The sequence below is a fragment of the Allokutzneria sp. NRRL B-24872 genome (genome assembly GCF_002155965.1).
Lineage (GTDB): Bacteria > Actinomycetota > Actinomycetes > Mycobacteriales > Pseudonocardiaceae > Allokutzneria.
On sequence record NZ_MUMH01000121.1, the window covers coordinates 1 to 14536 of the forward strand.

7 protein-coding genes and 1 pseudogene are annotated in these 14536 nt (G+C 71.4%); all 8 read right to left on the reverse strand.

The window, feature by feature from the left end; genetic code table 11:
• Positions 1-240: pseudogene (locus tag CCN37_RS28020) on the reverse strand (hypothetical protein); the annotation flags it as partial.
• Positions 241-612: 372 nt separating this feature from the next.
• Positions 613-3453, reverse strand: coding sequence for an AAA family ATPase (locus CCN37_RS28025; RefSeq protein WP_086826483.1), 2841 nt, complete (start codon positions 3451-3453; stop codon positions 613-615).
• A gap of 5 nt (positions 3454-3458) precedes the next feature.
• Positions 3459-6038: an AAA family ATPase gene (locus CCN37_RS28030; RefSeq protein WP_086826485.1), complete on the reverse strand. Its 2580-nt coding sequence runs from the start codon at positions 6036-6038 to the stop codon at positions 3459-3461.
• Complete coding sequence (locus tag CCN37_RS28035; RefSeq protein ID WP_086826487.1) at positions 6022-8835, reverse strand: LuxR family transcriptional regulator; 2814 nt, start codon at positions 8833-8835, stop codon at positions 6022-6024. The genes CCN37_RS28030 and CCN37_RS28035 overlap by 17 nt, the downstream gene beginning before the upstream one ends.
• 323 nt (positions 8836-9158) lie before the next feature.
• Positions 9159-10904 carry a fatty acyl-AMP ligase gene (locus CCN37_RS28040; protein WP_086826489.1) on the reverse strand — a complete coding sequence of 582 codons (1746 nt, stop codon included), beginning with the start codon at positions 10902-10904 and terminating at the stop codon, positions 9159-9161.
• A 72-nt stretch (positions 10905-10976) separates the two neighbouring features.
• On the reverse strand, positions 10977-12566 hold the full coding sequence (locus tag CCN37_RS28045) for a GMC oxidoreductase (RefSeq protein WP_086826491.1): 1590 nt from the start codon (positions 12564-12566) through the stop codon (positions 10977-10979).
• A 129-nt stretch (positions 12567-12695) separates the two neighbouring features.
• Positions 12696-13886: a cytochrome P450 gene (locus tag CCN37_RS28050; protein WP_210408237.1), complete on the reverse strand. Its 1191-nt coding sequence runs from the start codon at positions 13884-13886 to the stop codon at positions 12696-12698.
• 32 nt (positions 13887-13918) lie between these two features.
• A partial coding sequence (locus CCN37_RS28055) for a zinc-binding dehydrogenase (RefSeq protein WP_143261845.1) occupies positions 13919-14536 on the reverse strand: 618 nt, incomplete at its 5' end.

The window sequence follows — 14536 nt, forward strand, 5'->3', positions numbered from 1 at the left end:
GGGGTGCAGGAAGTCCTGGAAGAGCCGGCCGCGCACGGAGGAGGACTGGCGGCCGAACTCGCGGAAGAAGTCGGAGTTGGCGTCGCGGACCCGCAGCTGGGGATCGAGGTTGGCCATGCAGATGCCGGAGCGCTCGAACAGCGGCCTGTAGAGGTCGACCGGTCGTTCCGCAGGGACCGTGGAAAGCAGTCCGGTCAGCGCACCCTCGTCAACGACTTCCCTGCCAAGGACAGCAGTCATCTGAAATCACCCCGTTGCTCCGAATGCCGGGCAGGCCATTTTCTCAAATGGAATTGCGGCGGCGGCTACACATAAGAACCTTATGGAGCGCAAAAAGAGAGCGGCAACGGCTGTGCAAGTCCTTCGCTTAACACCGTGGTCCCAGCGGCGCCGGGTTCGGTTCGGTCGTCTCAGCGGGCGGGCGTTCGGTACGGTCACCGAACCATCCACCCAACCCCTACCTTTTTATCGTTTTCGCAGCTCACCCGCACTATACGAATGTATGTACTCCTCACGTACGACCCCCGATCATACTTGAGAGCTACATCCGGTCGGGCGGTGGGCGGGCGGCGGAGAACTACAACTCGTGAATTCCAGTTGACGTGCGGCGCGCTATCCGGGGAGCCCGGATCGCAGTGCGGCCACCAAACCCGACCGTCCGCGCACGCAGAGTTTGCGGTAGATGTTGGTCAGATGTTTCTCGACCGCGCGACCGCCGACACCCAGTTCGTCGGCGATGTCCTTGTTGGTCCGGCCCTGCGCCGCGAGCTCCGCGACGAGCCGTTCGGTCTTGGTCAGCGCGGCGGGCCGTGCGCGCTGAACGGGCGCGGAGCCGGGATCGGCGGTCACCGAGGACAGCTCGTCCCACGCGCGTTCGGCCAGCACCGCGGCCCCGCAGTCGTTGGCCAGCTCGCGGCCACGGGTCAGATAACCGGCCGCGCCGCTCTCCCCCGCCTCGCGCAGCTTCGCGCCGAGGTCCACCAACGCCTTCGCCAGCTCCAGCCGGTCCTCCGAGGACTCCAGCAGCCGCGCGGCCTCGCGCGCGATGCGGATTCCTTCGACGCCGGAGCGCAGCACGCCCCGCATGCGCGTCGTCCTGCCCGCGGCCGCTGGCGCTCCCCACGACACCGCCAACGCGTGCTCGGTCTCGATCAGCTCGCGTGCGCGGTCGAGCTCGCCCATCCGCCGGTACGCCTCCGCCGCCCAGCTGCGCCACGCGTGCAGGGCCGCGTTGGTCCAGCCCGCCTGGTCGAGGCAGCGGCCGAGGCTCAGGAAGTGGTCCGCGGCAAGGGAGAAGTCGGCGCCGGCCATCGCCCGCGCGCCGTGCAGCATGTGCCGGATGGTCTCGCGGTGGAAGCCGAACCACCCGTCACCGTTCTGCCCGTCGACCTCGACCAGCAGCCATTCGGCCAGCTCCAGGTCCTCGGTCTCCAACGCCACCAGCGACAGCACCGTGACGGCGAGCGAGACCGCCTCACCCCACTCCAGTTCCGCCAGCTCCAGTGCGGCCTTGGCCAGCGACCGCGCCTCGGTGAGATCGCCCGCGCGCATCCGCACCACCGCCTGCTCCGCCTTGATCCACGCCAGGCTGACCGTGGAGCCGCGCAGGCGTGCCTGTTCGTAGGCCGAATCCAGCCACGCGCCCAGCGGCTTGGCCGCGTCGGCGCCCGCGAGGGTCACCGCCAGCAGCGGCAGCGCGGTGTGCACGTGGGAGATCGTCGCGGGCTCGCACTCCAGGATGCGCGTGGCGGAGGCAGCCAGCGACACGGCGGTGCCGGTGGTCCGGACGGCCGCCGCGAACAGCAGCACGGCGGCCAGTTCACGCTCAGCGCCGGTGTCCAGCGGAGGTCGAGGCCCCATCTGCTCCAGTCGCTCCGCCGCGCTGATCAAGCCCTCGGGTGCGTGGAAACTGCTGTGCCGCAACCGGGCTTCCAGGCGCAGCGCGAGGTCTCGGCGCGGCCCGGTCAGCTCGTCGGGGTCGCCCACCTCGTCCGCGACGCTGCGCATCAGCTCGCCGATCGGCAGCGGCGCGGAGTCCAGCACCGACGGGGCGAGGCGCACCAAGGCAGCCGCGCGGTCCCACACCGACGGCAACAGAGGCACGGCTTGGGAAACGTGACGCACGGCGGCGGCCGGGTCGAGGACGCGCTCCGCCATCGCTAGATCGACAAGAAGTGCTGCGCGGTGGGCGTCGTCGGCGGGGTGGTCGATCAGCGCGCGTTGCAGGTAGCGGGCCGCGACCTCGGGAGCGCCGCGCTGCAACGCGGTCTGCGCGGCGGTGCGCAGAACCTCGGTGCCCCAACACTCCTGCCGCGCGGTCACCACGAGCAGGTGCGCTGCGACCTGCTCGGCGGCGTGCCCTCTGGAGTGCAGCAGTTCGGCGGCGCGCATGTGCAGCTTCTCGCGCTCCACAGTGGACAGTGACTCGTCGATGGCCTCGCGGACGACGGGGTGGGCGAACACGGGATCGGGCCCGGCGGCGAACAGGCCGAGCGTCCCGGCGATGCGCGCCGCGTCGGCGCCACCGACCCGGTCCAGCCCGGCGAGCGCCGCGACCAGCTCGGGGTCGGTGTTCTCGCCGAGCGCGGCCATCGCGGTGAGGTAGTCGCGCACCGGCTCGGGCTGCGCGGTGAGGTAGGAGGTCAGCCGCTCGCGCAGCTTCGCGGGCCGCGTCGTCCTGGCGAACCCGGCCTCCGACGCGATCGGCCGCCGCCGTTCGAAGACCATGGTCACGAGCACCGACATCAGGAACATCGGGTTGCCGTCGCAGATCTCGTGGCAGGCGAGGACGAACTCGTCGTCGCCGTGCTCGCCGAACTGCTCCAGCACCAGCTCGGCGGTGCCGGTGGGGCTCAGCGGCCGGGGGCGCAGCACCCGCGCGGCGGAGGCGGTGATCTCGCGGAGAAGCGCTTGCCCGGCGAGCGGATCGCCCTCGCGCACGGTGCCGACGATCGTGACCGGCACCCCGTTGAGGCGCTTGGCGACGTAGGCCAGCCAGCGCAGCGACGGCAGGTCCACCCAGTGCAGGTCGTCGACGAGCACCAGCAGCGAGCGGTCCGCGCTGATCGCGGTGACCAGGGCTTCGAGATCGCGGAGCACGGCGGCGACCGTGGCGGGCGTCACGTGGGAGCAGTCGCCCTCGCCGACGATGACGCCCTCGGCCTTGCCGGTGGTCGCGCCCAGCCACCGCTCGCGCTCGGCGTCGGTGGCCGAGGCCAGCACGGGATCGAGCAGCTGGCGCACCACGCCGAACGCGAAATGCCGCTCCAGCAGGGAACCGCTGGCCCGCAGGACCGTGGTGCCCTCACCGACGAGTTCGGGAAGGGAGCGCAGCAACTGGGTCTTGCCGATGCCGATCGGCCCGCTGACCACCAGCAGCGAACCAGCACCGGCCCTGGCGCGACGCAGCGCACCGGCGACGGTGCTGACCTCGTTCTGCCGCTCCAGCAACACGGTCGTCAGAACTCCCTCTCACCTCGCGCGAGCGCGTCGCGCAGTTCAGCCTTCCCGCCGATGCCGAGCTTGCGGTACAACCGGCTCAGCCGCAGCTCGACCGTGCGCAGGTTGACGCCGATCTCGCCCGCGATCGCCGAGTTGGCCCACCCCTGAGCCGCTAACCACGCGATCCGGTTCTCCGACGCCGTCAACGGTCGGCCGTCGGCCCGCTCCCCCGGCTCCAGCACGGTGACCCGGCTCTGCCGTCGCGGCGGCGCGCCCCACGCGGCGAGCAGCTCGGCGTCCTCGACCAGCAGCCGTTCAGCCGCAACGGTGTCGCCCAGCTCCCGGTGCGCGGAGGCGGCGACACCGCGCCACGGCACCACGAGCGGGTTGGCGATCTGCTTGGCCAGCAGGTGCCGCCCGCACTCCACGAGGTCGTCCAGCGCACCGCGTGCGTCGCCGCCGCGAAGCCGGACGCATCCGCGCGCGTAGAGCAGATGGGTCCACGGGATGCCCTCGTTGGCCCGCGACGGCATGTCGGCGACGAAGCGGGCGATGACCGCCTCAGCGCGCTCGACCGCGCCGTCTTCCAGTGCCAGCAACGCTTCCACGGCGACCACCCCCGGCGCGAGCATGGGGTGCCAGTCGCGCAGGGACTGCGTGGCCACGGCGGAGGCGAAGGACCGGTTGGCCTCGTCGACGCGCCCGGCGACGAACTCCACGCCGGAGCGCACCAGCAATGTCAGCGCCTGCGGGCCCGTGACGCCCCTTCGCCTGGCCTCCAAGAGAATCCGGTCCAGCCCGCTGAGGGCGGAGTCGAAGTCCCCGGCCAACGCGAGCGCGCGGACCGCCTGGATGGACGGCGCCAACGGCTCGGTGTTGTCACCTCCCGGGCTCAGCGCCATCGCGGCCAGCTCCTGGGTCCGCGCGAGGTCCTTGCCCAGACAGCCGACAGTCCACGCGAGCACACCCGCCTCGGTCCGATCGCGCGGCTCCGACGGCAGCGGCGGCACGGTGGCCAGCGCGGCGAGGCCGACCTGCTCGCTGAGGTGCGTGGCCTCCGCGAGCCAGTGCATCGCCACCAACCGGCCGTGCTCCGGAGTGCCGTCGCTGATCGCCTGGGCCAGAGTTCGTTGTGCCAGCAGGGATTCCCCGCGCAGCACGAGGTGGTCGGCGGCGAGCACGCGCTGCCCCGCCCCACCGGCGCCGCTGATCACCTGGCCGAGGTGGCGGGCGCCGACCTCCGGGGCCAGCGCGAACTCCACGGTGCCCAGCTCCAGCAGCACGCGGGCGCGCGCGGCGGGCTCCAACGGCTCGGACAGCGCGCGTTCCAACAGCCGCGCCGCCTCCTCCTGCAGACCGCTCTGCTGGTGCTCCGAGGCCGCGCGGCGCAACAGCTCCACGGCCCACGGGCGGTCGATGGGGCGCGCGCCGAGCAGCATCCGCGCCACCTCAAGGTCCGCGATCGCCATGCGGTAGCCCAGATCGGCGGCTTCGGCGTGCAGGTTCTCGCGCTGCTCTCGGGGCATCGCGGCGAGGACGCTCTCCGCGGTCACGGCGTTGACGAGCCGGGGAACCGGGTCCTGGCGCACCAGGCCGACGCCCGTGAGCTGGTGCAGCGCATCGGCGTCCGACCGCGTCCTGAGCCCGGCGAGCGCGCAGATCTCGTTGAGCGGCAAGGACGTCCCGCACACCGCGAGGGCGCTCAGCAGGCCGACGAGTTCTTCCGGCAGCACGGACATCAGCGCGCGCACCTGCTCGCCGACCGCGCGCGCCGTGCTCAGCTCCAGTTCGGCCAAGTGCTCGGTGGACGGTGCGCAGTCCAGGCGCGCGAAGTGCCGCAGCACGGCCGCGACCAGCGCGGGATTGCCGCCGGTGATCTTCGCGACCGCCTCGGCGAAGTCGCTGTGCACGGGCACGGCGCTCGCGGCGGCCAGCACGTCGGCGACACCGTCCCCGCTCAGCGGCGCGAGGGTGACCTTGCGAACGTTCGCCTCAACGCGGCGGTTGGGCGGGCGTTGTCCCGTGGTGCAGAAGGAACCCGGGCGCAGCGCGGTGGTCACGGTGGAGACCACGAGCAGCACCGGGCCGCCTCGCGCGCGGGTCACGACGCCGAGCCAGCGCATGGACAGCTGGTCGGCGTGGTGCACGTCGTCGACCAGCACCACGATCGGCACCTCACGCGCGGCGGCGAGCAGCTCCCGGCACAGCAGCTGGAGCAGTTCGGACTCGCCGTCCTGCTCCGTCCACTCCGGACGTGTCCACAGTGGATGGTCGAGCGGGAAGACCCCGCGCAGGATCTGGACGATCACGCCGCAGTGCAGTGCGCTCTCGGTGGGCGAGCCCTGCGCGGTGGCGACGCGGATGCCGTTGGCCGACGCCAGCGCGCCGATCTCGGCCAGCAGGGCGCTCCTGCCGGAGCCGGGCGCGCCCTCGACGATCGCCATGGCGGAGTGCCCGGTGTCCAGGTCGGTGATCATGCGGCGGATCAGGTCGAGCTCGCACGCGCGCTCCAGCAGCACCTCGACCGCGCCGTCCGCGCGCCACTTCCGTCCACCGCCTGGCAGGTGCGTGACGCCGTTGTCACTGGCCAGGGTCATGTGCACTCCTCACCGAATCCAGCACTGGAGCCAGCTCCGCGCGCCCGGCGACCCCGAGCTTGCGGTACACGTTGGTCAGGTGGACCTCGACGGTGCGCACGGTGATCCGCAGCGCGTCGCCGATCTCCCGGTTGCTGCCGCCCGCCATCGCCAGCATCGCCACCCGGCGCTCGCTGCCGGTCAGCGTGTCCACCGGCGAGGCGATGTGCCGGTGCAGCCGCCCGCCCGCGTCCGCGTGCAGCTTTCCCGCCGCCGCGCCGAGCGCCGTCGCTCCGCACCGCGTGGCCATGTCGAGCGCGCGCCGCAGGTGCGACCGGGCGGCCGGGGAGTCGTCCTCGCGCAACAGCTGCGCGCCCAGCCGGTACTCCGCGAAGGCCACGTCGAGGCGGGCGATGTCGTCCGGAAGGACCTCCACCGCCTCCTCCAACAGCTCCAGCGACCGCTTGCCCTTCTCCAGCACGCCGCGCGCCACCAACGCGAGGCCCTTGGCGCGTGGGGTTCCCCAGCGCCGCGCGACCTCACTTGCCTGTTCGACCAGCTCACGCGCCTTCGCGGGCTGCTTCTTGTCGGCGTGCAGGCACGCGGCGTCCACCCACCAACGAGTGAGGACGGGATTGGTGATGCCCGCGTCCGCGAGGACCACGCCGCAGTGCTCCAGATGCCGCAGCGCCCCGTCGAGGTCGCCGCGCGCCCGGGCCAGCCGCGCCCGGGTCTGGAGGTAGTGCGGCCACTCCCAGATGAAGCCCTCGAAGCGCGCGGTCTGCACGGCGTCCAGCAGCGCCTCAGCGCGGTCCAGCTCGCCGCGTTCGACGAGGGCGGCGGCGAGCGCGGTGTTCGGCAGGCAGGACACGTCGTGCGAGGGCTGCTCCCCCGCGACGAGGGTCGCGGTCGTCGCGTCCGCGAGGGAGCCGGTGACGTCGCCCGCGGTGTGCAGCATGAGCGCGCGGGTCGCGGTGGCCAGCGCGAGCGTCCAGCGCTCGGCCTTGTCCCGGCACGCGACCACGAGCGCGTCCATTGTGGACAGTGACTCGGCCACCTCGTCGGCGAAGGACAACGCGATGGCCGCGCTGTAGCAGGCGCGCGACTCGGTGCTCACGCCCGCGCCGCGCAGCGCCCGCCGGGCCAACGACACCGCGTGCGAGGCGGGTTCCCTGGCCTCCGAGGCGGCCAGCAGCGCCGTCATCGCCAGCGTCTGGCGCTCGGTGGCGGTGCGCCCCTCCGGCAGCTCGATCCGCCGCGCGCGCTCGCGGACGAGGGCGATGCTGTCCTGCTCGGTCGAGCCGCACACCAGCAACGTCGACTCCACGAGGGCCAGCAGCTCCCCGATCGCCTCGCCGCGCCGGTTCTCCGCCAGCTCGTCCGCGACCGCGCCGAGCACCTTCACCCCGTCCAAGGCGCCCTGCGCGAGCACGGCGGTCTGGCCGAAGCGCACGGCGATCTCCGCGCGCTCGCGCAGCGGCGTGGTCGCGGCCAACGCGCGGCGCAGCTGGTCGAGCGCGGCGTCGGGATCGATCTTCGCGAGCGGGCCGGCCAACGCGACCCGAGCCCGCGCACGCTCAGATTCGTTGTCCCCCAACGATTGCAGAACTGTCGTGAGGTAGCGGACGGCAACGTCGTAGGCGCCACGGGTCTCGGCGCGCGCGGCGGCGGCGCGGAAGATGTCGACCATCCACCGCTCCAGGTCGCCCGACAGGCCGCGCAGCTGCTCCGCCACCTCTTCGGCGGGCCGTCCGGCGTCGCTGAGCAGGCGCCCCGCGCGGGTGCGCAGCTGCCTCAGCCGGGCCTCGTCCAGCCGCGCGAGCACCGCGCCGCGGATCACCGGGTGCGCGTAGCCCGCCTCGCCGGGCACGGTGACACCGATGCGGGAAAGCTCCTCCAGCGCCGAGACCACCACGCCCGGCTGCACTCCGGCCAGCGCGGCGGTCAGTCCGGTCGGCACGTCCTCGGCCGTCTCGCCGAGCACCGCGACCGCCTCGGCGACCGCGCGCACGTGCTCCGGGCGGCTCGCGAGCTGGGCGAGGGCGGAGGCGGCGAGCACCTGTTCGCCCAACTGCTCCGCGCGCACGGCACCGGTGGCGTCGGGCAGCACGCCTTCGCGGCTCAGCTCGTCGAGCAGCCGCCCGAGCACCAGCGGATTGCCGCCGGTGATCTCCGCGCAGCCGTCCACGAAGCAGGTGTCGGGAGTGTCGAGCAGGGCGCGCTCGGCGAACTCCGCGATCTCCCCGTAGCCGAAGGGACCGAGTTCCAGCACGCTGCACCGCGAGTGCGCCGCCAGCCACGTCAGCCCGGAGGTGCCGGGTCCCGGCGTGTCCACGCGCTGCGCGAGCACGAGCAGCAGCGGCAGGTCGGTGGCCCGCCGCAACAGGAACTCCAGCCAGTGCATGGACGCCTCGTCGCACTGGTGCGCGTCGTCGATCACCAGCGCGAGCGGAGAGGCCGCGGCCAGCTCCGCCAAGCGCCGGTAGAGGTCCTGGAAGACGCGGTAGGACAGCACTTCGGGCTCGGCGCCGGGGCACTCCAGGCCGACCAGCGCGCGGGCGGTGGAGAAGCACTCGGCGTGTTCCTGGCAGCTCACGCGCAGCAGGCGGACCTCGCCGGAGACGGCCACCGCGCGGCTGAACTCGTCGAGCAGCGTGGTCTTGCCCATCCCGGCCGTTCCGCGCACGAGCGCGATCCCGACCTCGCCGGAGACGGCGGAGGAGGCGAGCGAGGACAGCTCGGCGAGCTCGGCGGCGCGGCCGATCAGCTCGCGCGCCCGGGTCGTCGTTCCGACCGACCGCTCGCCTGTGCTCGTCACGCTGGCCGACCTCCTTGCCGTCGGGCTGGCGGCTTCCCCTCACCGCGCACCGAGCGTATCCGGGAAAACACCCAGAAGCGCCGAATACGCTTGCACCCGTCGAAAGTATCCCGGATGTCCCGCGAGACAATGCGCTGACCACGCGAAAGCTTTTCCCGCAACGGTTTCCGGAATCAACTCCACCCGGGCGCAGGTGCTGGCAGCTGGCAGTTGATCTCCCTCCGGATAACAGAAGCTAATGTCGTTACCGACGTATCGGTTGTCAACCGATCGGGCCCCCGTGGAAAGTCGGGGAGCAGGTCCGGCGCAATGGCCGCCCGATTTCAGGCGATGAGCGGCGCGGCCGGGTCGGCGGTGGGGCTCAGATCGGAGTACAGCGGTTCGAGCGCGCCCTCCAGGAACAGCTCGCGCATCTCCACCCGGCGGACCTTGCCGCTGGTGGTCCGGCGCACCGCTCCCCTGCGCACGAGCACGACGCCGCCGAGCGCGGAGCCCAGCCGCCGGTGCAGGCACGCGCGGATCTCGTCGGCGATCTCGGCGAGCCGTTCCTGGCCGTAGCGCCCGCGCAGCTCCTGCACGAGCACCACGGAGCCGACGGGACCGCCGACCTTGATCGCGGCTCCCACCGCGACGGCCTTGGGCAGCAGCGCGGCCACCTCGCGCTCCAGGTGGTGCGGGTAGAAGCGGCGCCCGCCGACCTCAAGCGTCTCGGCGATGCGGCCGGTCACGTACAGCTCGTCGTCGTAGAGCACGCCGAGGTCGCCCGTGCGCACGTAGCCGCCGTCTCCGCACGCGGTCTCGACGTCGAAGACGCGTCGTGACTCGGCCTCGTTGCGCCAGTAGCCGCTGCCAACGCTGTTGCCCCGCAACCAGATCTCACCGATGCGGCCCTCGGGGAGCACTTCGCGGCTGTCGGCGTCGACGATGCGGATCGAGTAGTCGCGCACCGGCCCGCAGCTCACCAGCTCGTGCGCGTCGGCGTGCTTCTCGGCTTCGCCCAGCGGGACGAACTCGTCCTTCTCCAACAGAACGGCGTCGACGGAGCGCGCAGCGGGCGCCTCGTCACCGATCCCGGAGACGTAGACGGTCGCCTCGGCGAGGCCGTAGACCGGGCACGTCGTCTTCGCGCGGTAGCCGACCGCGGCGAACTTCGCCCGGAACTGCTCCACTGTCAGCAGGTTGATCGGTTCGGCGCCGTTGAGCGCCCAGCGCCAGCCGGAGAGGTCGAGCCGAGCCAGTTGCTCGTCGGTGGTCTGCTGCACGCACAGCTCGTAGGCGAAGTTCGGCGCCGCGGACAGTTCGAGCCGATATCTTGAGATCAACTCCAACCACACGTGCGGTCGCTTGAGGAAGACCATCGGCGCGATCAGCACGCAGGTGCCGCCGGAGAGCAGCGGCAGCATCAGCTGTCCGACGCCCATGTCGTGGTAGAGCGGCGCCCAGCCACCGCTGCGAACGCCCTCGCGCGCACCCGTGGCCTCCCACAGGGCTCCGGCGTTGCTGACGAGGTTGCCGTGGGTGATCACCACGCCCTTGGGGTCGGTGGTGGTGCCCGAGGTGTACTGGATCAGGGCCGGGGTGTCCGCGCCGATGTGCGGCAGCGCCCAGTCGTCGGCCTCGGCCAGCTCGATCGCGTCGGTGGCCAGCGGCGCGATGTGCGACCAGCCCTGGCCCTCCAGCCACGCCTGCACGGCGGGCAGCTGCGCGGAGCCGGTGAGCACGGTGGTGGCGCCCGTGTCGATCGCGATTCCCGTGGTGCGCTTCATGTAGTGGTTGCCACCAGCGGGCAGCGGCGCGGGCACGGCGACGATCCCCGCGTAGAGGCAGCCGATGAAGGCGCGCACGAACTCCGTGCCCGAGGGGTAGGCGAGCAGGACGCGCTCACCGGGAGCCATCCGCGCCAGCAACGTCGCGGCGACGCGCCGCGCGTCGTGGTCGAGCTGGCTGTAGGTGAGCGCGTCCTGTCTGCCCTCGCCGACGTCCTCCACCAGGACGACGGCCTGCTGTTCGCCGATCCACTCGGCATGGCCTCTGAGGATCTCGGTCACGCTGACGGACTGTTGGAACATGGTTGATCAACCCTCCGTGCCTGGCGGCTTGCTGAGTGGTGGTGGGCCCGCGGCCAGAGGGGCTGGGCGGTGTCAGGCCCTGATGTCCTGCGCGATGACGCGCTCGACGTTGCGCTCGGCCAGCGCCGTGATCGTCACGAAGGGGTTCGCCCCGAGCGCGCCGGGGATCAGCGAGCCGTCGGTGACGTAGAGGTTGCGGTAGCCCTTGACGCGGCCGTAGAGGTCGGTGGCCCTGCCGAGCACGCAGCCGCCGAGCGGGTGGTAGCAGAAGTTCGCGGCGAAGTTGTTCAGCCCGGAGCCGAAGAGGTCGTAGCGGTAGTCGGTGAAGTTGGCCTTGTTGATCCGGTCGAACAGCGACCGCACGGCGGCGATCGCGGGCTCGCTGTGCGCCTTCGTCCAGTTCAGCCCGAGCTTGTCGGTGGCCCGGTCGAAGGTGAACGTGCCGCGCTCGGGGGTCTTGGCCAGCGCCAGGTAGAGGCTGACCCAGGTCTCGATCCCGGCGGGCATCGGCGCGATCTCGGCGAGCACCGGGTGCACCGGGTTGTTCCGGTCGTCGATGGCCATCACCGGGATGGTCGCCTGCTTGGAGCCGGTGGGGTTCCAGAGGTGGTTGGCGCGGGCGGTCATCACGTTGCCGTTGGGGCCCCAGCCACCGCCGAGGTCGGCGCTGAGCGCGGGCAGCGCCCCGGTCTCCCTGGCGCGCAACAGGATCTCGGTGGTGCCGAGGCTGCCCGCGCCGAGGAACAGGTGCTTGCAGCCGATCTCCTTGCGCTCCAGCACGTTGCCGAGCCCGTCCGTCTTGTGGACGGTCAGCACGTAGGTGCCGTCGGCCTCTTGGCGCAGCGCCTTCACGTGGTGCAGCGACTCGATGGTCACCTTGCCGGTGCCCAGCGCCGCCGCGAGGTAGCTGCGGTCGAGGCTGCGCTTGCCGTGGTTGTTGCCGTACATCACCTCGCCGTCGAGCGCGGACTTCGGCGCGGTGCCCTCGGCCTCCTTGCGCATGTGGGCGAAGTCGTAGACGTTCGGGATGAACACCGTGCCGAGCCCGGCCTTCTCCGCCGCCGCCCGCGACACCCGCGAGTACTGGTACCACTCGGTGTTCTCGAAGAAATCAGACGGAATGGTGTTGACGCCGAGCCCCGCATTCGCACGCGGGAAATAACGGTCGTACATCTCGTTCATGTCGACCTGCGGAAGCGCCTCCTGGAGGAACTCGCGCCTGGGCGTCACCGCCATTCCGCCGTTCACCAGTGAACCGCCGCCGACACCGCGCCCGACGTAGACCGACATGTCACCGAAGTGGACCTTGTCGAGGACGCCCGCGTTGGGCTCGATGTCCTTGTTGACCACGTCCAGCCACAGGAAGCTGCCCAGCGGGGCCTCGGTGCGCTTCTTGAACCAGGTCGAGCGGCTGTCCGGGTTGGTGACCTTGCAGAAGACCTTGCCGTCCGGCCCCGGCTTGTCCCACAACCTGCCCATTTCCAGCATCACCGTGGTGACACCGGCCTCGCCGAGGCGCAGCGCGGACACGGCGGCGCCGTAGCCGGTGCCGATCACCACGGCGGGCACGAAGGCCCGGCTTCCCCGAGGCTGCGCCCCGGCGGAGGGGGCCAGGGAGACCGTCGTCGCCCCGGCAGCCGCGGCGGCTCCCAACGCGGCCATTCCCAAGAAGCGACGACGGTTGAAGTCAACATTCCTCGACAAGGAATCCTCCCGGACACCACACCTACCCGGACAACGTGAGATTCACGCTATCCACGTTCTTTTAGTGTTTCCCCCACTCTTTCCAGGTCACCACGTGACGGGAAGTTTGTGCACCCCGTAAAAAACCATCTCGTCGCGGAAGGACAGCTCTTCCGCGGGAACGGCGAGGCGCAGTTCCGGGAAACGGCGCACCAGGGTCTCGAAGACGATCTGGAGCTCGATGCGGGCCAGCTGCTGGCCGATGCACTGGTGCGGGCCGAAGCCGAAGGCCAGGTGCGCCGAGGGACGGCGGGTGATGTCGAAGGTCTCGGGGTCGACGACGAGCGCCGGGTCGAAGTCGGCCGCGAGCGCGTGCACGACGACCTGCTCGCCCTTGCGGATGAGCACGCCGCCGATCTCCACGTCCTCGGTGGCGATCCGCTCGCCGCCGTACTGGCCGATGGTGAGGAAGCGCAGCATCTCCTCCACCGCCGTGCCGACCAGCGAAGGATCGTTGCGCAGCAAGGCGAACTGCTCCGGGCGGTCCAGCAGCAGGGCCGAGCCGAGGCCGATCATGCACGCCGTGGTGTCGTGCGCGGCGATCAGCAGGGTGCCAGCCGCGGTGATCAGGAACATGTCGTCGATGACGCCGTCCGGGTCATCGGTGCCGATCAGCGCGGAGATCAGGTCCTCACCAGGATTGGCCCTGCGCTCCTGCACCATCTGGAACAGCATCCCGCCGAGCCGCATCCCGGCCGCCTGCGCCACCTCGGGGTCGGGGTTGACGCCCATCACCGCCTCGGCGATCTCCTGGAACTCCGGCCGCTGCTCGACGGGGACGCCGAACAGGTCGGAGATCACCATCGACGGCACCGGGACCGCGAAGGAACTGACCAGGTCCGCGGGCGGGCCGAGCCGCTCCATCTCGTCCAGGTGCTCGTCGACGATGCGCTGGATGTTCGGTCGCAGCGCCTGCATGCGCCGGACGGTGAACTCCTTGGCCAGCAGCTTGCGGTCGGTGGTGTGCTCGGGCGCGTCCTGCCACAGGAGGCTGCCCCGCCCGGGCTTCGCCGTGACCACACCGTCCTTGGTGTGCAGCGCGCGCGGCACCAGCACGCTGAACCGCGGATCGCGCATGGCGGCGCGCACCTCGGCGTAGCCGGTGATCAACCACGCCTCGTCCCCGCTGGGGAACGTCGCCCGGGTGACCGGCGCGCGGTCGCGGACCTCCGCGAGGCCGGGCGGCGGGGAGAACGGGCACTTGCGGGTCCTGGGGACGGCGATGACGGTCTCGGACACGATGTCCGCCTTTCGAACGGGATGCGGTGTGGTCAGCCGGAGAGGTCGGAAAGCCCTCTTCGCGTGGCGTTGACCAGCGCGGACATGTTGCCCGCCGGGTGCACGTTGTCGCGCATCATCTGGTGCAGGTTGCCGATCTCCTCGAACTCCCCGCACGCGGACAGGCAGGGGTCGAGCAGGCCGGTGCCGACGAGGCTGACGACCTCGCGGAACTGCTGGGTGTTGGCGCCGTGCGAGCCCTGCAGGCGCTTGGAGCGCATCCACAGGTGCCGCAGGTCCACGTCGCCGTTGTAGCCGGAGGTGCCGCCGCAGATGACGACCATGCCGCCGTTGTCGCACAGGTACATCGAGGTCGGCAGGGTGTCCTGGCCGCTGTGCTCCAACACGATCGCCGGAGACCTGCGCTCGCCGAGGATCTCCCAGATCTTCTTGCCGATCCCGCGCGCTCCGGTGAGGAACTTCTTCATCCCGGCGGCGTCGGTGGTGTCGGGCAGCCGACCCCAGTGGTCGAAGTCGCGGCGGTTGATCGTGCCGACCGCGCCCAGCGAACGGCAGTACTCGGCGCGCTCCTCGTCGGAGACCACCGCGATGGGCAGGCCGCCGAAGATCTTCACCAGCTGCACGGCCATCGAGCCGAGCCCGCCCGCCCC

What these genes read in the sequence shown, in the direction of transcription:
- CCN37_RS28030 (WP_086826485.1), bottom strand. Translation starts at nt 6,038, where the DNA reads ATGACCCTGGCCAGTGACAACGGCGTCACGCACCTGCCAGGCGGTGGA.
- CCN37_RS28040 (WP_086826489.1), bottom strand. Translation starts at nt 10,904, where the DNA reads ATGTTCCAACAGTCCGTCAGCGTGACCGAGATCCTCAGAGGCCATGCC.
- CCN37_RS28045 (WP_086826491.1), bottom strand. Translation starts at nt 12,566, where the DNA reads ATGGCCGCGTTGGGAGCCGCCGCGGCTGCCGGGGCGACGACGGTCTCC.